This is a genomic window from Pseudomonas sp. A-1 (assembly GCF_004801855.1).
Classification (GTDB): domain Bacteria; phylum Pseudomonadota; class Gammaproteobacteria; order Pseudomonadales; family Pseudomonadaceae; genus Geopseudomonas.
In genome coordinates, this window is the sequence record NZ_SSTC01000037.1 from 24015 (window position 1) to 43206 (window position 19192).

Here is a 19192-nt window from a genome sequence, read left to right on the forward strand (position 1 = left end):
AATGACCCGCCGATGGTGGGAGGCGTTACCCATGAAATTCGTCGATGAAGTGTCCATCCATGTGCAGGCCGGTGACGGTGGCAACGGCTGCATGAGTTTTCGCCGCGAAAAATTCGTGCCATTTGGTGGTCCGGATGGCGGCGATGGCGGTGACGGCGGCTCGATCTTTCTCGAGGCCGACAGCAACCTCAATACCCTGGTCGATTACCGCTACACCCGCCGCTTCGATGCCCAGCGCGGCAAGAACGGCGGCAGCAAGGACTGCACCGGGCACAAGGGCGAGGACCTGGTCCTGCCGGTGCCGGTCGGCACCACGGTGATCGATGCCTCCACCCAGGAGATCATCGGCGACCTGACCCAGCCCGGCCAGCGTCTGCTGGTGGCCAAGGGTGGCTGGCATGGCCTGGGCAACACCCGCTTCAAGTCGAGCACCAACCGGGCACCGCGGCAGACCAGCCATGGCAAGCCGGGCGAGGCGCGCGACCTCAAGCTGGAACTCAAGGTGCTGGCCGACGTCGGCCTGCTCGGCATGCCCAATGCCGGCAAGAGCACCCTGATCCGCGCGGTGTCCGCCGCCAAGCCCAAGGTCGCCGACTACCCGTTCACCACCCTGGTGCCCAACCTCGGCGTGGTCAGCGTGGGCCGCCTGAAGAGCTTTGTGATCGCCGACATTCCCGGCCTGATCGAGGGTGCTTCCGAAGGCGCCGGTCTCGGCATCCGCTTCCTCAAGCACCTGGCGCGCACCCGTCTGCTGCTGCATCTCGTCGACATGGCGCCGCTGGACGACTCCGATCCGGCCGAAGCCGCCGCGGCGATCATCAACGAGCTGGGCCGCTTCAGTCCGGCGCTGACCCAGCGCGACCGCTGGCTGGTGTTGAACAAGGCCGACCAGTTGCTCGACGAGGAGCGCGAGGAGCGCATGCGCGAGGTGATCGCGCGTCTCGACTGGCAGGGCCCGGTCTACGTGATCTCCGCGCTGGAGCGCGAGGGCACCGACAAGCTGTGCGGCGACATCATGAACTACATCGACGAGCGCACCCGGCGCATCGCCGAGGAGCCGGAGTTCGCCGAGGCGATCGCCGCACTGGACCAGCAGATCGAGGACGAGGCCCGCGCCCGCCTGCAGGCGCTCGACGATGCCCGCGCCCTGCGCCGCGCCGGCGTGCGCAGTGCCGACGAGGAGGTCGAGGAGGAAGACGACTTCGACGACGAGGACGACGAGGACGGTCCGGAGATCTTCTACGTCCGTTAAGAGCCTGTCGCGATCCCCGGCCCGGCGCAGCCGCCCGGGCGCCGGGATCGCATGACCGACGCGGGGCCGCCTGCGGCTCCGCTCAAGCTGAATTGCAAGGTTGCAGAACATGCGTGAGAAGGTGAGCAAGGCCCGCCGCTGGGTGGTGAAGATCGGCAGTGCGCTGCTGACCGCCGACGGCCGCGGCCTCGACCGCGGCGCCATGGCGGTGTGGGTCGAGCAGATGGTGGCGCTGCGCCGCGCCGGCGTGGAGCTGGTGCTGGTGTCCTCCGGGGCGGTGGCGGCGGGGATGAGCCGGCTGGGCTGGAATGCCCGGCCGAGCACCATCCACGAGCTGCAGGCCGCCGCCGCGGTGGGCCAGATGGGCTTGGTGCAGGCCTGGGAATCCAGCTTCGCCGAGCACGGCCTGCAGACCGCCCAGGTGCTGCTGACCCACGACGACCTCTCCGACCGCAAGCGCTACCTCAACGCGCGCAGCACCCTGCGCACCCTGGTCGACCTCGGCGTGATCCCGGTGATCAACGAGAACGACACCGTGGTCACCGACGAGATCCGCTTCGGCGACAACGACACCCTGGCCGCGCTGGTCGCCAACCTGGTCGAGGCCGACCTGCTGGTGATCCTCACCGACCGTGACGGCATGTTCGACGCCGATCCGCGCCACAACCCCGACGCCCAGCTGATTTTCGAGGCGCGCGCCGACGACCCCAGTCTTGACGCGGTGGCCGGCGGCACCGGCGGCGCCCTCGGCCGCGGCGGCATGCAGACCAAGCTGCGCGCCGCGCGCCTGGCGGCGCGCTCCGGGGCCAACAGCATCATCATCGGCGGGCGCATCGAGCGGGTGCTCGACCGCCTCAAGGGCGGTGAGCGCCTCGGCACCCTGCTGACCCCCGAGCGCGGCCGCCACGCCGCGCGCAAGCAGTGGCTGGCCGGCCACCTGCAGATGCGCGGGACCCTGACCCTCGACGCCGGCGCGGTGCGCGCGCTGGTCGAGCAGCGCAAGAGCCTGCTGCCGGTGGGCGTCACCGCGGTGGAGGGCAACTTCCGCCGCGGCGAGATGGTCGCCTGCCTCGGCCCGGACGGCCGCGAGGTGGCCCGCGGGCTGGTCAACTACAGCGCCAGCGATGCCCAGCGCATCGCCGGCCTGGGCACCGAAGCCATCGAGCAGACGCTCGGCTACATCGACGAGCCCGAGCTGGTGCACCGCGACAACCTGGTACTGGTGTGAGGACGATGATGACCGCTAGCAAGCTGCTCAGGCCGCTGGCCGCCGCGCTGGCACTGCTCGCCGCTGGCGCGCAGGCCGAGACCATCGGTGAAGTGTCGACGGTGTTCAAGCTGCTCGGCCCCAACCACAAGATCGTCGTCGAGGCGTTCGACGATCCCAAGGTGGAGGGGGTGACCTGCTACCTGTCGCGGGCCAAGACCGGCGGCATCAAGGGCGGCCTGGGCCTGGCCGAGGACCGCGCCGAGGCGTCGATCGCCTGCCGCCAGGTCGGACCGATCCGCTTCCGCGACACGCTGGAGGAGGGCGAGGAGGTGTTCCAGGAACGCACCTCGCTGGTGTTCAAGACCATGCAGGTGGTGCGCTTCTTCGACGAGAAGCGCAACACGCTGGTGTACATGGTCTACAGCGACCGGGTGATCGAGGGCAGCCCGCAGAACTCGGTGACCGCCATTCCGATCCTGCCGTGGGCGAAGGCGGCGAACTGATTGCGCTGGCGTAGGGTGGGTTAGGCCGAAGGCCGTAACCCACCGAGCCGGTCGCGAGGCCGGCCATGGCGATGCCTGGCGGCATCGATGGTGGGTTACGCCGCTGCGCGGCTAACCCACCCTACGCAGGCCGCAGAAACAAAAAAGCCGGTCGGGTTGCCCCGACCGGCTTTTTCGCGTGCGCGTTTCCCGTCAGAAGCCGACGTTCTGCACCAGCGCCAGCAGCGGCTGCGGGTAGACGCCGAGCAGCAGGGTCAGGCCGGCCACCGCCAGCAGCATGACGCCGCCGGTCTGCTGGGCCCAGTGCTGCGGCGCGTCGCGGCGCTGCAGGCTGGGCTCGACCAGGAACAGGCTGACCATCACCCGCAGGTAGTAGTACACGGCGATGGCGCTGCCGAGGACCAGCGCGCCGAGCAGCCACCACAGCTGGTTCTCGACGCCGGCGGCGACCACGTAGAACTTGCCGATGAAGCCGGCGGTCAGCGGGATGCCGGCCAGCGACAGCATCATCACCGCCAGCACCGCGGTCAGGTACGGGCGGCGCCAGAACAGGCCGCGGTACTCGAACAGCGCGTCGGTGTCGCGGCCCTGGTAGGGGGTGGACATCAGGGTGATCACCCCGAAGGCGCCCAGGCTGGTCAGCACGTAGGTGAGCAGGTAGACGCCGATGGCCTCGCTGGCGATGCCCTTGCTGGCGATCAGGGCGATCAGCAGGTAGCCGAAGTGGGCGATCGACGAGTAGCCGAGCAGGCGCTTGAGGTTGCTCTGCAGCAGCGCCAGCAGGTTGCCGACCAGGATCGAGGCGATCGCCAGCAGGCTCAGCAGCTGGCCCAGCCAGCCGTCGGCGAAGGCCGGCGACACCTGGTACAGGCGCAGCAGCACGGCGAACACGGCGACCTTGCTGGCGGTGGCGAGGAATGCCGACACCGGCGCCGGGGCGCCCTCGTAGACGTCCGGAGTCCACAGGTGGAAGGGTGCCAGCGACAGCTTGAACGCCAGGCCGATCAGCATCATGCCCACGCCGATCTGCACCAGCTGGCCGAGGCCGTCGGCGGCCAGCGAGGCGCCGATGCCGGCGAAGCTCAGGCTGCCGGACTCGGCGTACAGCAGGGCCATGCCGAACAGCAGGAAGGCCGAGCCCGCGGCCGACAGCACCATGTACTTGATGCCGGCTTCCAGCGAGCGGCGGTTGAAGAAGGCGTAGGCGATCAGGCCGTAGGTCGGCACCGACAGCAGCTCCAGGCCGATGAACAGGCCGGCCAGGTGCTGAGAGCTGACCAGCACGATGCCGCCGGCGCAGGCCAGCAGCATCAGCAGGTACAGCTCCTCGCGGTTGCCCGGGTAGCCCTTGCCCGACGCGCCGCCGAGGTAGGCGTGGGTCAGGGTCAGGCAGGCCAGGGTGGCGGCGATGATCAGCGCGCTGTAGTAGAGGGCGAAGCTGTCGATGCGCAGCAGCGGAGTGACTTCCAGCGGCGTCACGCCGAGGGCGGGGAGGATCGCCAGCAGGGCCAGGTTGAGGCCGGCCACCGAGAGCAGGAAGGTCTGCCCGTGGTGGCGCTTCCAGGCGATCGCCAGCATGACGATGACGGCGGTGGCGCCGGTGACCAGCAGCGGCAGCAGGGCGGTCAGGTGTTGAGTGGTGAATTCCATGACGTGACTTACCGGGCCGATTCGAGTTGGGAAGAGGCGGCGCCCAGCCAGTGCTGCACGCCCTGCATGCTGGCGGCCGAGGTATCGAGCACCGGCTGCGGGTAGACGCCGAGCAGGATCAGCAGCACCGCCAGGCCCAGCACCATGACCAGTTCGCGCAGGTTCAGGCCGGGCAGGGCGCTCTCGGCCTTGGCCGGGCCGAAGTAGGCGCGGTGGATCATGCACAGCGAGTAGACCGAGCCGAACACCAGGCCGGTGGCGGCCAGCACGGCGATCCACGGCTGGACCTGGAAGGTGCCGAGCAGGATCAGTATCTCGCCGACGAAGTTGCCGGTGCCGGGCAGGCCCAGCGCCGCGGCGGCGAAGAACAGGCTGATCGCCGGCAGCCAGGGCATGCGCCCCCACAGGCCGCCCATGGCGCGGAAGTCGCGGGTGTGCAGGCGCTCGTAGAGTTGGCCGCAGAGGATGAACAGCGCCGCGGCGGACAGGCCGTGGGCGATCATCTGCACCACCGCGCCCTGCAGCGCCAGCTGGCTGCCGGAGTAGATGGCGATCAGCACGAAGCCCATGTGCGACACGCTGGAGTAGGCCACCAGGCGCTTGATGTCGCTCTGGCCGAAGGCCAGCAGCGCACCGTAGCCGATGGCGAACACGCCGAGGCCCATGGCGATCGGCGCGAACTCCGCCGAGGCGTTGGGGAACAGCGGCAGGCAGAAGCGGATCAGGCCGTAGGCGGCGGTCTTCAGCAGGATGCCGGCCAGATCCACGGAGCCTGCGGTCGGCGCCTGGGCGTGGGCGTCCGGCAGCCAGGAGTGCACCGGCACCACCGGGAACTTCACCGCGAAGGCGGCGAAGAAGCCGAGCATCAGCAGGTACTCGGTGCCCGGGGCCAGCTCGGTCTGCAGCAGTTCGCCGTAGCTGAAGGTCAGCACGCCGCTCTGGCTGTAGTGGACGAAGGCCAGGGCGAGGATCGCCACCAGCATGATCAGGCCGCTGGCCTGGGTGTAGATGAAGAACTTGGTGGCGGCGGTGATGCGGCTCTTGCCGCTGCTGCCGCTATGACCCCAGAGCGCGATGAGGAAGTACATCGGCACCAGCATCATTTCCCAGAAGAAGAAGAACAGGAACAGGTCGATGGCGAGGAACACGCCGACCACCGCGCCGAGGATCCACAGCAGGTTGAGGTGGAAGAAGCCGACGCGCTTGGTGATCTCCTTCCACGAGCAGAGTACCGAGAGCACGCCGAGCAGGCCGGTGAGGACGATCATCAGCACCGACAGGCCGTCCAGCGCCAGGTGGATGGAGATGCCGAAGCGCTCGATCCACGGGATCTGGAACTCGCTGGCCCAGGCCAGCTCGCCGCCGGGCGCCGGGGCCAGGCTGAAGTCGGCGCTGCCCCACAGCCACAGGCCGAGGACCAGCAGCAGGGTCATGCTCAGCAGCGCGATCCAGCGCGGCAGGACGGCGCCGAAGCGCTCGGCCTGCCAGCACAGCAGGCCGCCGATGAAGGGAATCAGGATTAGCCAGGGCAGAATCATGACGGGCCGTTTTCCTTAATTCAGAAGCAGAAGGGCAGCGAGCACGAACACGGCCCCGCCGACGATGGAGGTGGCGTACCAGCGCAGGTTGCCGGTCTGGCTCTGGCGCAGGGCGAAGTGGCCGCCGCGGGCGAGCAGCGGCAGCAGGCCGATGCTGAGGTCGACCGGGTCGCGATTGAGCAGGCGGCAGAGCAGCAGGTAGGGCTGCACGAACAGCTTGTCGTACAGCCAGTCGAAGCCCCAGGCCGCATACCACCAGGCGCCGAGCAGGCGGCCCGGCGCGCTCTGCGCGACGCTGGTCACCAGGCGGCGCTGGCCGAGGAACAGCAGCGCGGCGATGCCGATGCCGAGCACCGCGATGGCGCCGGACAGCAGCTCCAGACCGTGCTTGGCCTCGCCGCCGGCATGGCCGACGCTCTGCGGCAGCACGCCGGCCAGCGGCGGGGTGATCAACGCGCCGACGAAGGTCGACAGCACGATCAGCGCCGCCAGCGGCAGGTTGTGGGCGATGCCATGGCCGGCGTGCGCCTCGGTCTTCGCCTCGCCGTGGAAGGCGATGAAGATCAGGCGGAAGGTGTAGATCGAGGTCAGGAAGGCACCGGCGAGACCCGCGTAGAGCAGGCCGCTGTGGCCGCTGGCGAAGGCTTCCCAGAGGATCTCGTCCTTGGAGTAGAAGCCGGCGGTCAAGAGCGGCAGGGCGGCCAGCGCCGCGCCGCCGACGATGAAGCTGGCATAGGCCAGCGGCAGCTTCTTCCACAGGCCGCCCATCCGGAAGATGTTCTGCTCGTGGTGGCAGGCGTGGATCACCGCACCGGAGGCGAGGAACAGCAGGGCCTTGAAGAACGCGTGGGTCATCAGGTGGAAGATCGCCGCGTCCCAGGCGCCGACGCCGAGGGCGAGGAACATGTAGCCGATCTGGCTCATGGTCGAGTAGGCGAGGATGCGCTTGATGTCGGTCTGCACCAGGGCGGCGAAGCCGGCCAGCACCAGGGTCACGCCGCCGACGATGCCGACCAGCTCGAGGATCTCCGGGGTGAGCAGGAACAGGCCGTGGGTGCGCGCGATCAGGTAGACGCCGGCGGTGACCATGGTCGCCGCGTGGATCAGCGCCGAGACCGGGGTCGGGCCGGCCATGGCGTCGGCCAGCCAGGTCTGCAGCGGCAGCTGGGCGGACTTGCCGACCGCGCCGCCGAGCAGCATCAGGGTGGCCAGCCACAGCCAGGTGTCACCGGCCGCGTACTTCTGCGGCGCCAGCACCAGCAGCTCCTGGATGTTCAGGGTGCCGAGGTTGAGCAGCAGGATGAACAGGCCGATGGCCATGAACACGTCGCCGATGCGGGTGACGATGAACGCCTTGAGCGCCGCGTTGCCGTTCTTCACTTCCTTGAAGTAGAAGCCGATCAGCAGGTACGAGCACAGGCCCACGCCTTCCCAGCCGAAGTAGAGGAACAGCAGGTTGTCGCCGAGCACCAGGAACAGCATGCTGGCGATGAACAGGTTGGTGTAGGCGAAGAAGCGCGAGTAGCCCTCCTCGCCGCGCATGTACCAACTGGCGAACAGGTGGATCAGGAAGCCGACGCCGGTGACCACGCCGAGCATGGTCACCGACAGGCCGTCCAGATACAGGGTGAAGTTCGGCGCGAAGCCGGCGACGTTCATCCACTGCCACAGCAGCTGGGTGTACACGCCACCTTCCGGTGGCGCGACGTTGAACTGCCAGATGACCCAGGCGGCGGTGAGTGCCGAGAGGCCCACCGAGCCGACGCCGATCAGCGCGGCCAGGTTCTCGGACAGACGGCCGCGGGAGAAGGCCAGCAGCAGCCAGCCGAGCAGCGGGAACAGACAGGTGAGGAATAGTAGGTTCATCCGCGCATCTCGCTGGCAGCGTCGATATCGAGGGTATGGAAGCGGCGATGCAGCTGCAGCAGGATCGCCAGGCCGATGCTGGCCTCGGCGGCTGCCAGGGTGATCACCAGAATGAACAGGATCTGCCCGTCGGGCTGGATCCAGCGGCTGCCGGCGACCACGAAGGCCAGCGCGCAGGCGTTCATCATCACTTCCAGGCTCATCAGCACGAACAGGATGTTGCGCCGCACCATCAGGCCGACCAGGCCCAGGCTGAACAGCACGGCGGCCAGGGCCAGGCCGTGCTCCATGGGAATCGCATTCATGCGGTGGGCTCCTTGGCTTCGGGGCGGCCGAGGTGGTAGGCGGCGACCAGCGCTGCCAGCAGCAGCATGGAGGCCAGCTCTACCGCCAGCAGGTAGGGGCCGTACAGGTGGACGCCGACCGCCTTGGCGTCGACGGTCGCGGTGCCGATGGCGGCGCCGCCGGCATCGCCCAGCAGCACGTACAGCAGCAGGGCGAGCAGGGCGCCGGAGAGCAGGCCGGGGCCGACCCAGGCGCCGGGCGTCAGCCACGCGCGCTCCTGCTCGGCGGTGGCCGGGCCGAGGTTGAGCATCATCACCACGAAGACGAACAGCACCATGATGGCGCCGGCGTAGACGATGATCTCCAGCACGCCGGCGAAGGGCGCGCCGAGGGCGAAGAAGGTCATCGACACGGCGAGCAGCGAAACCACCAGGTAGAGCAGCGCGTGCACCGGGTTGGTGTGGGTGATCACCCGCAGGGTGGCCGCCACGGCCACCCCGGCGGCGAAGTAGAAGGCGAATTCCATCGTTCTTCCGTCCTTTAAGGCAGCAGGCCTTTCACGTTGATCGGCTCGGCCTCGTTCTGGTGCGAGCCTTTCGGCTTGCCCGCGGTGGCCATGCCGGAGACGCGGTAGAAGTTGTAGTCCGGGTTCTTGCCCGGACCCGAGATCAGCAGGTCTTCCTTCTCGTAGACGAGGTCCTGGCGCTTGTACTCGGCCATCTCGAAATCCGGGGTGAGCTGGATCGCGGTGGTCGGGCAGGCCTCCTCGCACAGGCCGCAGAAGATGCAGCGTGAGAAGTTGATGCGGAAGAACTCGGGGTACCAGCGGCCGTCCTCGCGCTCGGCCTTCTGCAGGCTGATGCAGCCCACCGGGCAGGCCACCGCGCACAGGTTGCAGGCCACGCAGCGCTCGTCGCCGTCGGGGTCGCGGGTCAGCACGATGCGCCCGCGGTAGCGCGGCGGCAGGTACACCGGCTCCTCGGGGTACTGCAGGGTGTCGCGCTTGCGGAAGGCGTGGGAGAACACCATCACCAGGCTGCGCAGTTGGGTCCAGGTGCCGTGCAGCACCTCGCCGATGTATTTGAACATGCGTGTTTCTCCTTACTGGGCAGCCAGCACCAGGGCGCCGGTCACCAGCAGGTTGAGCAGGGTCAGCGGCAGGCAGAACTTCCAGCCGAAGGCCATCATCTGGTCATAGCGCGGGCGCGGGATGGAGGCGCGCAGCAGGATGAACAGCATGATGAAGAAGCAGGTCTTCAGGGCGAACCAGAGGAACGACAGCTGCGGCAGGATGCCGAACGGGCCGTGCCAGCCGCCGAAGAACAGGGTCACCAGGAGCGCCGACACCAGCACGATGCCGATGTACTCGCCGACGAAGAACATGCCCCACTTCATCCCCGCGTACTCGATGTGGTAGCCGTCGGCCAGTTCCTGCTCGGCCTCCGGCTGGTCGAACGGGTGACGGTGGGTCACCGCCACGCCGGCGATGAAGAAGGTGCAGAAGCCGAGGAACTGCGGGATGACGAACCACAGGTTCTGCGCCTGGTAGTCGACGATGTCGCGCATGTTGAACGAGCCGACCTGGGCGACGATGCCCATCAGCGACAGGCCGAGGAACACCTCGTAGGACAGCGTCTGCGCCGAGGCGCGCAGGGCGCCGAGCAGGGCGAACTTGTTGTTGCTCGACCAACCGGCGAACAGCACCGCGTAGACGGTCAGGCCGGCCATGGCGAAGAAGAACAGCAGGCCGATGTTCAGATCGGCCACGCCCCAGGTCGCGGTCACCGGGATCACCGCGAAGGCGATCAGCAGCGCACTCATGGCGACGATCGGCGCCAGGGTGAAGATCAGCTTGTCGGCGAACGGCGGCGTCCAGTCTTCCTTGAAGAACATCTTCAGCATGTCGGCGGCCAGCTGGAACAGGCCGAACGGGCCGACCCGGTTGGGACCGTGGCGGTCCTGCCAGAGGCCGAGCAGGCGGCGCTCGACGAAGCTGAGGAAGGCGCCGCAGACCACCACGGCGAGCAGGATGACGATGGCCTTGAGCACGCCGACGATCACGGCGAGCACTTCCGGAGTGAGCCAGCTCATTGCGCCACCTCCTGCAGGGCTTCGGCGAACAGCGTGCCGGCCAGCGGCGGGATGCCGTCGAAGCCGGCGGGCAGGCCGAGCAGGCCGTCGGCCAGCTCGTCGATCACCCTGAGCGGCAGGCGCAGCTCGCGGCCGGAGACCTTCAGGCTGAGCAGGGCGCCGTCCTTGAGGCCGAGACGCGCGGCGGCGTCGCTGCCGAGGGCGGCGTAGGCGGCCTGGATGCGTTCCTGCACCGGCGCGGCGCGCGAGGAGGTCTCGTCGCTGCCGAACAGGTGGTGCAGGGCGACCACCTGCCAGCGGCCGGCGGCGCTGAGCGGCGCGGCCGGCGCGCTGAACCACTCGACACGGTTGGCCGGGGCGTCGAACAGGCGCACGCCCGGATCACCGGCGCGCAGGTGGCCGCCGACCTCGTCCTGGAACTTGTTCCAGGCCTGCGGCGAGTTCCAGCCCGGCGACCAGGCGAAGGGGATCTGCTGGCGGGCCTCGGCGCTGCCGGCGTAGCCTTCCATGGAGAAGGCGAACGGCGAATCGGCATCCTGCGGCTGGCGCGGCTCGTGCACGCTGATATTGGCGCGCATCGAGGTGCGGCCGCTGTAGCGGTGCGGCTCGCGGGCCAGCTTGAGGCCCTTGATGCGGAACGCGGCCTTGGGCGCGGCAGCGACGATGCCGGCCAGCTGCGGCTGCACGGCGGCGCAGGCAGCGGTGACCTGGTCCAGCTGGGTCCAGTCGACGGCCTTGCCCTGCACGGTGCTGTGCAGCGCGTGCAGCCAGCGCCAGCCCTCGCGCACCAGGATCGCGCTGTCGTAGTAGCTCGGCTCGAACACCTGGAAGAAGCGCTGGGCGCGGCCTTCCTGGCTGACCAGGGTGCCGTCGCCCTCGGCGAAGCTGGCTACCGGCAGCACCAGGTCGGCGCGGGCGGCGGTGGCGGTGTGCTGGTGGTCGGCGACGATCAGCACGCGGGCCTTGGCCAGCGCGGCGTCCACCTTGTCGGCGGCGGCGCGGCGGTACAGGTCGTTCTCCAGCACCACCACAGCGTCGGCCTGGCCGCAGGTCAGGGCGTCCAGCGCGGCGTCCACCGACTCGCCACCCAGCAGGGTGACGCCCAGGCTGTTGGCTTCGGCGGCGACCAGGCTGATGCCGGCGTGCTTCTCGCGGTTCTTCAGTGCCCGGGCGATGTTGCCGGCGGCCTCGAGCAGCGCCGTCGAGCCCAGCGAGGCGCCGGCGACGATCAGCGGGCGCTGGCCGGCCAGCAGGGCGGCAGCGATGCGCGCGGCCAGGGCGGCGGCCTCGGCATCCAGGCCGGTCACGGCCGGGGCGCTCGGGTCGATGGCGTGGGCCACGGCGAAGCCGAGGCGGGCCAGGTCGTCCGGCGCGGCGTGCACGCACTCCTCGGCGACGTCGTCCAGACGCGTGCTCGTCACGCTGGCGATAAACAGCGGGTTCAGCGCGTGCTGGGCGACGTTCTGCACCGCCAGCTGGTGCCACTCGGGGATCTTCGCCGCGGCGGCGATCTCGGTGGCCTTGCCGCGGGCGGCCTGGCGCAGGGCCAGGGCGATGCGCGGCGCGGTCTGGGTGAGGTCCTCGCCGAGCACGAACACGGCGTCGAACTCTTCCAGCTCGCGCAGCGACGGCGTCGGCAGCGGGCCGTTGTCCAGCAGCTCGCGGATCAGGCGCAGGTTGGCCAGCTCGGCGGCGGCGATGCCGCTGTAGAAGTTGCCGGCGCCGACCAGCTCGCGCAGGGCGAAGTTGCTTTCCAGGCTGGCGCGCGGCGAACCGATGCCGATCACCTTGCGGCCCTTGAGCAGTTCGGCGGCCTTATCCAGCGCGGCGTCGATGCCGAGCTTCTGGCTGCCCAGCTTTTCATTCTGCAACAGGGGCTGGCGCGGACGGTCCTCGCGGTTGACGTAGCCGTAGCCGAAGCGGCCGCGGTCGCAGAGGAAGTAGTGGTTCACCGAGCCGTTGAAGCGGTTCTCGATGCGACGGATCTCGCCGTAGCGCTCGCCGGGGCTGGTGTTGCAGCCGACGCTGCACTGCTGGCAGATGCTCGGCGCGAACTGCATGTCCCACTTGCGGTTGTAGCGCTCGGAGTGGGTCTTGTCGGTGAACACCCCGGTCGGGCAGACCTCGACCAGGTTGCCGGAGAACTCGCTCTCCAGCACGCCGTCCTCGACGCGGCCGAAGTAGACGTTGTCGTGGGCGCCGTAGACGCCCAGGTCCTCGCCGCCGGCGTAGTCCTTGTAGTAGCGCACGCAGCGGTAGCAGGCGATGCAGCGGTTCATCTCGTGGGCGATGAACGGGCCGAGGTCCTGGTTCTGGTGGGTGCGCTTGGTGAAGCGGTAGCGGCGCTTGTTGTGGCCGGTCATCACCGTCATGTCCTGCAGGTGACAGTGACCGCCTTCCTCGCACACCGGGCAGTCGTGCGGGTGGTTGGTCATCAGCCATTCGACGACGCTTTCGCGGAAGCGCTTGGCTTCCTCGTCGTCGATGGAGATCCAGGTCTTGTCGCTGGCGGGGGTCATGCAGGACATGACGATGCGCCCGCGCTTGTCGTTCTCGTCGTTGTACTGCTTCACCGCGCACTGGCGGCAGGCGCCGACGCTGCCCAGCGCCGGGTGCCAGCAGAAGTAGGGAATGTCGAGACCGAGGGACAGACAGGCCTGCAACAGGTTGTCTGCGCCGTCGACGTCGTACGAATTGCCGTCTACGTGGATGGTGGCCATGGTTCAGGTTTCTTCTTTGCCCGCTCGCGCGGACTGGCTAATGGAATTCCGTGGTGCCGCACGCCCTCTGGGCACGCAGCGCCGGGGGCGGGGAAATGCGCCATGCGCAACGTCCCGCCACCCGGCTTGCATCCTCTTGTGCCGACGCTTCAGGCGCCGGCGATCTGTACCGCTTCGCCGCGTGCCGCGCTGCCCTTGGCCACGCCGGCCTCGAACTCCTCGCGGAAGTACTTGATCGCGCTGCCCAGCGGCTCCACCGCACCGGGTGCGTGGGCGCAGAAGGTCTTGCCCGGGCCGAGGAAGTTGACCAGGCCGAGGAGGATCTCGATGTCCTCGGCGCTGCCCTGGCCGCGCTCCAGGGCGCGCAGGGTCTTCACGCTCCACGGCAGGCCGTCGCGGCACGGAGTGCACCAGCCGCACGACTCGCGGGCGAAGAACTCCTCCATGTTGCGCAGCAGCGACACCATGCTGACGGTGTGGTCGACGGCCAGGGCGAGGCCGGTACCCATGCGGGTACCGACCTGGCCGATGCCGGCGCTGTGCATCTGCGCGGACAGGTGCTCGGGCAGCAGGAAGCCGGTACCGGCGCCGCCGGGCTGCCAGCATTTCAGGCGGTAGCCGTCGCGCATGCCGCCGGCGTAGTCCTCGAACAGCTCCTGGGCGGTGATGCCGAACGGCAGCTCCCAGATGCCGGGGTTCTTCACCTTGCCGGAGAAGCCCATCAGCTTGGTGCCGTGGTCGGTGCTGCCCGCCCTGGCCAGCGAGTGGTACCACTTGACGCCGTTGCCGATGATCGCCGGCACGTTGCACAGCGACTCGACGTTGTTGACGCAGGTCGGCTTGCCCCACACGCCGACCGCGGCGGGGAACGGCGGCTTGGCGCGCGGGTTGGCGCGGCGGCCTTCCAGCGAGTTGATCAGCGCGGTTTCCTCGCCGCAGATGTAGCGGCCGGCGCCGGTGTGCACGAACAGCTCGAAGTCGAAGCCTGAGCCGAGGATGTTGCTGCCGAGCAGGCCGGCGGCCTTGGCTTCCTCGATGGCGCGGTTGAGGTTGGCGGCGGCGTCGACGTATTCGCCGCGCAGGAAGATGTAGCCACGGTAGGCCTTGAGCGCGCGCGCGCTGATCAGCATGCCCTCGATCAGCAGATGGGGCAGTTGCTCCATCAGCAGACGGTCCTTCCAGGTGTTGGGCTCCATCTCGTCCGCGTTGCACAGCAGGTAGCGGGTCTTGATGGACTCGTCGGCTGGCATCAGGCTCCACTTCACCCCGGTGGGGAAGCCGGCGCCGCCGCGGCCCTTGAGGCCGGATTCCTTGACCTCGTTGACGATGTCCGCCTCGGCCATGTCCCTGAGCGCCTTGCGCGCGGCCGTGTAGCCGTCCTTGCGCTGGTACTCGTCGAGCCACACCGGCTGGGCGTCGTCGCGCAGGCGCCAGGTCAGCGGGTGGGTTTCCGGGCTGCGCGCGACGGTGTTGAGCGGACCGATGGACGTCAGGGTCTTCATGCGTAGTCCTCCAGCAGCTTGGCGACGTTGTCGGCAGTCACGTTGCCGAAGGTGTCGTCGTCGATCATCAGCGCCGGGGCCTTGTCGCAGTTGCCCAGGCAGCACACCGGCAGCAGGGTGAAGCGGCCGTCGCCGCTGGTCTGGCCGGGGGCGATGCCCAGCTGCTGCTGGATCGCGCCGAGCACCGATTCATGCCCGCCGATGAAGCAGGTCATGCTGTCGCACACGCGGATGATGTGGCGGCCGACCGGCTGGCGGAAGATCTGGCTGTAGAAGGTGGCCACGCCCTCGACGTCGCTGGCCGGGATGCCCAGCACCGCGGCGATGGCGTGGATGGCGCCGTCCGGCACCCAGCCGCGCTGCTTCTGGACGATCTTCAGCGCCTCGATGGACGCCGCGCGCGGGTCCTCGTAGTGGTGCATCTCGTGCTCGATGGCCGAGCGCTCGGTCTCGCTGAGGGCGAAACGGTCGGTCTGGATCAGGTTCTGCGAAGAAACAGGGGTCTGGCTCATTGTCAGCGGTCCACGTCAGCCATCACGAAGTCGATACTGCCCAGATAGGCGATCAGGTCCGGCACCATGCTGCCGCGGATCACCGCGGGGATCTGCTGCAGGTGGGCGAAGCTGGGAGTGCGGATCCGCGTGCGGTAGCTCATGGTGCTGCCGTCGCTGGTCAGGTAGTAGCTGTTGATGCCCTTGGTCGCCTCGATCATCTGGAAGGCCTCGTTGGCGGGCATCACCGGACCCCAGGAAACCTGCAGGAAGTGGGTGATCAGGGTCTCGATGTGCTGCAGCGTGCGTTCCTTCGGCGGCGGCGTGGTCAGCGGGTGGTCCGCCTTGTACGGGCCTTCCGGCATGTTGTTCAGGCACTGCTCGATGATCCGCAGGCTCTCGCGCATCTCGCCCATCTTGACCATGCAACGGGCATAGGCGTCGCCTTCGTGGGCCAGCGGCACCTCGAATTCGAAGTTCTCGTAGCCGGAGTACGGGCGCGCCTTGCGCAGGTCGAAGTCGAAGCCGGTGGCGCGCAGACCGGCGCCGGTGACGCCCCACTCCAGCGCTTCCTTGGTGTTGTACTGGGCGACGCCCCTGGTGCGGCCGATCAGGATGCTGTTCTTCAGCGCGGCCTTCTCGTACTCGACCAGGCGCTTGGGCATCCAGTCGAGGAATTCGCGCACCAGGCGATCCCAGCCGCGCGGCAGGTCGTGGGCGACACCGCCGATGCGGTACCAGGCCGGGTGCAGGCGGAAGCCGGTGATGGCCTCGACCACCTTGTAGGCGCGCTGGCGGTCGGTGAAGGTGAAGAACACCGGCGTCATCGCACCGACGTCCTGGATGTAGGTGCCCAGGTACAGCAGGTGGTTCAGGATGCGGAAGAACTCCGCCATCATGATGCGGATCACGTCGACGCGCTGCGGCACCTTGATGCCGGCGAGCTTCTCCACCGCCAGCACGTAGGGCAGGTTGTTCATCACCCCGCCGAGGTAGTCGATGCGGTCGGTGTAGGGGATGAAGCTGTGCCAGCTCTGCCGCTCGGCCATCTTCTCGGCGCCGCGGTGGTGATAGCCGATCTCCGGCACGCAGTCGACGATCTCCTCGCCGTCCAGCTGCAGGATGATGCGGAAGGCGCCGTGGGCCGAGGGGTGGTTGGGGCCCAGGTTGAGGAACATGAAGTCGGTGTGCTCGCCGCCGCGCTTCATGCCCCAGTCCTCGGGCCTGAAGCGCAGGGCTTCCTGCTCCAGGTCCTGCTTGGCGGCGGACAGGCTGAACGGGTCGAACTCGGTGGCGCGCGCCGGGTAGTCCTTGCGCAGCGGGTGACCTTCCCAGGTCGGCGGCATCAGCAGGCGGGTCAGGTGCGGGTGGCCGCTGAAGGTGATGCCGTAGAGGTCCCAGACCTCGCGCTCGTACCAGTTGGCGTTGGGCCAGATGCCGGTGGCGGTCGGCACGTTGAGGTCGCCCTCGCTCAGGGCGACCTTGATCATCACGTCGCTGTTCCGCTCCATCGAGATCAGGTGGTAGAACACGCTGAAGTCGGCGGCGGGCAGGCCGCGGCGCTGGGTGCGCAGGCGCTCGTCGACGCCGTGCAGGTCGTAGAGCATGACGTAGGGCTTGCTCACGTCACGCAGGAAGCGCAGCACCTCGATCAGGCGCGCGCGCGGCACCCAGAGTACCGGCATGCCGGTGCGGGTGGGCTGGAGGGTGAAGGTGTCGGCGCCGAAACGCGCCTGCAGTTCGATTACGATATCCTGGTCGTCGGCCTTGTACGGCGGGACGGCCAGCAGGGTGTCTGCTGTCATGGTTCTCGATCGCTCGGTCAACGGATGGGCACGCCCGCACCTGGCGGGCGGGGGCTCATACTTCGTCGGGGCTGCGCAGGTTGGTTACCTGGATGCGTTGTTCACGGCGCACGTCGCGCTGCGCCGGCATTTCGGCGCGGTAGATGCCCTGGTCGCCAACCACCCAGGACAGCGGACGGCGCTCCTCGCCGATGGAGTCCTGCAGCAGCATCAGCGCCTGCAGGAACGCCTCGGGGCGGGGCGGACAGCCGGGAACGTAGACGTCGACGGGGAGGAACTTGTCCACCCCCTGGACGACCGAGTAGATGTCGTACATGCCGCCGGAGTTGGCGCATGCACCCATGGAGATGACCCACTTGGGCTCCAGCATCTGTTCGTACAGGCGCTGGATGACCGGCGCCATCTTCACGAAGCAGGTGCCGGCGACGACCATGAAGTCGGCCTGGCGCGGTGAGGCGCGGATCACTTCGGCGCCGAAGCGGGCGATGTCGTGCGGTGCGGTGAACGCCGTGGTCATCTCCACGTAGCAGCAGGACAGGCCGAAGTTGTACGGCCACAGGGAGTTCTTGCGCCCCCAGTTGACCGCCTTGTGCAGGACGTCTTCCAGCTTGCCCATGAAGACGCTCTTGTGCACCTGGTCTTCTAGCTGGGAGTCGGAAACGGTTTCCCGCTGGCCGATCGGATACTGGTCATTGACCGCATCCGGATCGATCCGGGTAAGTTCATATCGCATTGCCAAAGCCTCATTGTTTCAGCTTCGCCTGCCGCTTGCGGCGTGCTTCGGGCGCCCAGTCGAGCGCGCCGATACGCCAAAGGTAGACAAGACCCGCCAACAGAATTGCTATGAAAACGGTAGCTTCGATGAGGCCCGCCCAGCCGCTTTCGCGCACCGAGACGGCCCAGGCAAAGAGGAAGAGGGCTTCGACGTCGAAGATCACGAACAGCATCGCGACCAGATAGAATTTGGCGGAGAGGCGCAGGCGCGCGCTGCCGGTGGGCACCACGCCGGCTTCGAACGGTTCGTTCTTGCTGCGCCCCCAGGCGCGGCTGCCGAGCAGGCTGGAGACGCCGAGCATGAAGGCGATCAGGCCGAAGACGCCGAGCAGGAAGACGGCGAAACTCCAGTTGTGGGCGAGCAGAGCGGTCGATTCGGTCATGCCGGAGACTCTTCGAGGGCTTTGGGCGGGCTGCGGGACGCTCTGGCGCGCCACAAGCGCGCGAAGAATGCGGCACTGTGTCGCAGCTTGCAATAAATTTTTGCAATTCTATGCCGGTTATCCGGACAAGTAAATTCATCCCTTGGAAGGGTCTCTTGCGGGGCTGGCAATAATGCGACCCGGTGTCGCAGGCAGGGTAAAAAAAGACCCCGCCGAAGCGGGGTCGAACGTGCCATGGTACGAGCTTGAAGCGTGTCGGGCTCAGACCGCCTGTCCGGGGACTCTGGCCCGGGTGACCCGGTCCACCAGATAGACCAGGCCGTGGTAGTCGATGCCGGAATGCTGCGACAGGCCGATCTCGCAGGTGCGGCTGGTGGACACCCCTTCGCCGCACTGCTGCACGGCGTCCTTCAGCGAGCGCAGTGCGTGGGCATTGAGCTCCGGCCGGTTGAAGCCCTTGTCGCCGGCGAAGCCGCAGCAGTGGATGCCTTCCGGCACCACCACCTGGCGGGTGCAGCGGCCGACGATGTCGATCAGCCCCTGCGCCTCGCCCAGATGCTGGGTGCTGCAGGTGACGTGCACCGCCACCGGCTCGGCCTGCGGGACGAACTCCAGGCGGTCGAGCAGCTGCTCGCGGATGAACTTCACCGGATCGAAGATCTGCAGGCGCTCGTCGGCAAGATCCTGCACCAGGCGCAGGGTGCACGGGCTGGTGTCGCAGTAGATCGGGTCGAGGCCGCCGCGACTGGCCTCGAGCAGCGCGTCGAGCAGCTCGCGGCGCTTGGCCTCGGCCTGCTCGGGATAGCCCTTGGAGGCGAACGGCTGGCCGCAGCACAGGTTGTCCAGGTTGTCCGGGAACACCACGGCGAAGCCGGCCTTCTCCAGCAGGGCGCGGGTCTTGTCGAGCAGCGGCGTCTGCTCGGCGTCGCCGGCCGCCGGGCCCATGGCGCGCGACACGCAGGCGGCCAGATACACCACCCGCGGCTTTTCCGTCTGTTGCGGCGCGGCCGGCAACTGCAGGCGCACCGGCTGCGGCATGGCGGCCGTCCACTGCGGCAGGCGCTCGCCGGACAGCCGGCGCAGACCGGCGCTCAGCGCGGCCAGGCGCGGCGCGCCGAGCAG

17 protein-coding genes are annotated in these 19192 nt (G+C 68.3%); 3 read left to right on the forward strand and 14 right to left on the reverse strand.

The genetic code is table 11. From position 1 onward, the window contains the following. The first annotated feature begins 31 nt into the window (after positions 1–31). The 3 genes from cgtA to E5198_RS10525 all read left to right on the forward strand — a co-directional run bounded on the left by cgtA (position 32) and on the right by E5198_RS10525 (position 2965). Positions 32–1252: an Obg family GTPase CgtA gene (gene cgtA, locus E5198_RS10515; protein ID WP_136489952.1), complete on the forward strand. Its 1221-nt coding sequence runs from the start codon at positions 32–34 to the stop codon at positions 1250–1252. 109 nt (positions 1253–1361) lie between these two features. Continuing rightward, positions 1362–2480 carry a glutamate 5-kinase gene (gene proB, locus E5198_RS10520; RefSeq protein WP_136489953.1) on the forward strand — a complete coding sequence of 373 codons (1119 nt, stop codon included), beginning with the start codon at positions 1362–1364 and terminating at the stop codon, positions 2478–2480. 8 nt (positions 2481–2488) lie between these two features. Beyond that, positions 2489–2965 (forward strand): CreA family protein, encoded by a 477-nt coding sequence (locus E5198_RS10525; RefSeq protein ID WP_136489954.1) that lies wholly within the window; start codon positions 2489–2491, stop codon positions 2963–2965. A 192-nt stretch (positions 2966–3157) separates the two neighbouring features. Here E5198_RS10525 and nuoN read toward each other — a convergent pair whose 3' ends face one another. From nuoN to E5198_RS10595, 14 genes are all read right to left on the reverse strand, one after another. Continuing rightward, on the reverse strand, positions 3158–4615 hold the full coding sequence (gene nuoN, locus E5198_RS10530) for an NADH-quinone oxidoreductase subunit NuoN (protein WP_136489955.1): 1458 nt from the start codon (positions 4613–4615) through the stop codon (positions 3158–3160). A gap of 8 nt (positions 4616–4623) precedes the next feature. Next, entirely contained in the window at positions 4624–6153 is a 1530-nt protein-coding gene (gene nuoM, locus E5198_RS10535) for an NADH-quinone oxidoreductase subunit M (RefSeq protein ID WP_136489956.1), read from the reverse strand. 15 nt (positions 6154–6168) lie between these two features. Beyond that, positions 6169–8019, reverse strand: coding sequence for an NADH-quinone oxidoreductase subunit L (gene nuoL, locus E5198_RS10540; RefSeq protein WP_136489957.1), 1851 nt, complete (start codon positions 8017–8019; stop codon positions 6169–6171). Continuing rightward, positions 8016–8324 (reverse strand): NADH-quinone oxidoreductase subunit NuoK, encoded by a 309-nt coding sequence (nuoK, locus tag E5198_RS10545; protein WP_136489958.1) that lies wholly within the window; start codon positions 8322–8324, stop codon positions 8016–8018. Before nuoK ends, nuoL begins: the two co-directional genes overlap by 4 nt. After that, the gene (gene nuoJ, locus E5198_RS10550) at positions 8321–8830 is read right to left on the reverse strand and encodes an NADH-quinone oxidoreductase subunit J (RefSeq protein ID WP_136489959.1); all 510 of its coding nucleotides are present in this window, start codon (positions 8828–8830) and stop codon (positions 8321–8323) included. Before nuoJ ends, nuoK begins: the two co-directional genes overlap by 4 nt. 14 nt (positions 8831–8844) lie before the next feature. Further along, positions 8845–9393: an NADH-quinone oxidoreductase subunit NuoI gene (gene nuoI / locus E5198_RS10555; RefSeq protein ID WP_090351592.1), complete on the reverse strand. Its 549-nt coding sequence runs from the start codon at positions 9391–9393 to the stop codon at positions 8845–8847. 12 nt (positions 9394–9405) lie between these two features. Continuing rightward, positions 9406–10395, reverse strand: coding sequence for an NADH-quinone oxidoreductase subunit NuoH (gene nuoH, locus E5198_RS10560; RefSeq protein WP_136489960.1), 990 nt, complete (start codon positions 10393–10395; stop codon positions 9406–9408). Next, positions 10392–13115 (reverse strand): NADH-quinone oxidoreductase subunit NuoG, encoded by a 2724-nt coding sequence (nuoG, locus tag E5198_RS10565; protein ID WP_136489961.1) that lies wholly within the window; start codon positions 13113–13115, stop codon positions 10392–10394. Before nuoG ends, nuoH begins: the two co-directional genes overlap by 4 nt. Before the next feature lie 149 nt (positions 13116–13264). Further along, positions 13265–14617, reverse strand: a complete 1353-nt coding sequence (gene nuoF / locus E5198_RS10570; protein WP_136489962.1) for an NADH-quinone oxidoreductase subunit NuoF — start codon at positions 14615–14617, stop codon at positions 13265–13267. Then, positions 14614–15129, reverse strand: coding sequence for an NADH-quinone oxidoreductase subunit NuoE (nuoE, locus tag E5198_RS10575; RefSeq protein WP_136489963.1), 516 nt, complete (start codon positions 15127–15129; stop codon positions 14614–14616). Before nuoE ends, nuoF begins: the two co-directional genes overlap by 4 nt. A 2-nt stretch (positions 15130–15131) precedes the next feature. Then, positions 15132–16913, reverse strand: a complete 1782-nt coding sequence (nuoC, locus tag E5198_RS10580) for an NADH-quinone oxidoreductase subunit C/D (protein WP_136489964.1) — start codon at positions 16911–16913, stop codon at positions 15132–15134. 55 nt (positions 16914–16968) lie between these two features. Beyond that, positions 16969–17646: an NADH-quinone oxidoreductase subunit B gene (locus E5198_RS10585; protein WP_090351601.1), complete on the reverse strand. Its 678-nt coding sequence runs from the start codon at positions 17644–17646 to the stop codon at positions 16969–16971. Between the two features lie 10 nt (positions 17647–17656). After that, positions 17657–18070, reverse strand: coding sequence for an NADH-quinone oxidoreductase subunit A (locus E5198_RS10590; RefSeq protein ID WP_090351603.1), 414 nt, complete (start codon positions 18068–18070; stop codon positions 17657–17659). A 261-nt stretch (positions 18071–18331) separates the two neighbouring features. Continuing rightward, a partial coding sequence (locus tag E5198_RS10595) for a (Fe-S)-binding protein (RefSeq protein WP_136489965.1) occupies positions 18332–19192 on the reverse strand: 861 nt, incomplete at its 5' end.

Bases quoted from the DNA above. Each gene is read 5' to 3' on its own strand.
- cgtA (WP_136489952.1), top strand. From the start codon at position 32: ATGAAATTCGTCGATGAAGTGTCCATCCATGTGCAGGCCGGTGACGGT.
- proB (WP_136489953.1), top strand. From the start codon at position 1,362: ATGCGTGAGAAGGTGAGCAAGGCCCGCCGCTGGGTGGTGAAGATCGGC.
- E5198_RS10525 (WP_136489954.1), top strand. From the start codon at position 2,489: ATGACCGCTAGCAAGCTGCTCAGGCCGCTGGCCGCCGCGCTGGCACTG.
- nuoN (WP_136489955.1), bottom strand. From the start codon at position 4,615: ATGGAATTCACCACTCAACACCTGACCGCCCTGCTGCCGCTGCTGGTC.
- nuoM (WP_136489956.1), bottom strand. From the start codon at position 6,153: ATGATTCTGCCCTGGCTAATCCTGATTCCCTTCATCGGCGGCCTGCTG.
- nuoL (WP_136489957.1), bottom strand. From the start codon at position 8,019: ATGAACCTACTATTCCTCACCTGTCTGTTCCCGCTGCTCGGCTGGCTG.
- nuoK (WP_136489958.1), bottom strand. From the start codon at position 8,324: ATGAATGCGATTCCCATGGAGCACGGCCTGGCCCTGGCCGCCGTGCTG.
- nuoJ (WP_136489959.1), bottom strand. From the start codon at position 8,830: ATGGAATTCGCCTTCTACTTCGCCGCCGGGGTGGCCGTGGCGGCCACC.
- nuoI (WP_090351592.1), bottom strand. From the start codon at position 9,393: ATGTTCAAATACATCGGCGAGGTGCTGCACGGCACCTGGACCCAACTG.
- nuoH (WP_136489960.1), bottom strand. From the start codon at position 10,395: ATGAGCTGGCTCACTCCGGAAGTGCTCGCCGTGATCGTCGGCGTGCTC.
- nuoG (WP_136489961.1), bottom strand. From the start codon at position 13,115: ATGGCCACCATCCACGTAGACGGCAATTCGTACGACGTCGACGGCGCA.
- nuoF (WP_136489962.1), bottom strand. From the start codon at position 14,617: ATGAAGACCCTGACGTCCATCGGTCCGCTCAACACCGTCGCGCGCAGC.
- nuoE (WP_136489963.1), bottom strand. From the start codon at position 15,129: ATGAGCCAGACCCCTGTTTCTTCGCAGAACCTGATCCAGACCGACCGT.
- nuoC (WP_136489964.1), bottom strand. From the start codon at position 16,913: ATGACAGCAGACACCCTGCTGGCCGTCCCGCCGTACAAGGCCGACGAC.
- E5198_RS10585 (WP_090351601.1), bottom strand. From the start codon at position 17,646: ATGCGATATGAACTTACCCGGATCGATCCGGATGCGGTCAATGACCAG.
- E5198_RS10590 (WP_090351603.1), bottom strand. From the start codon at position 18,070: ATGACCGAATCGACCGCTCTGCTCGCCCACAACTGGAGTTTCGCCGTC.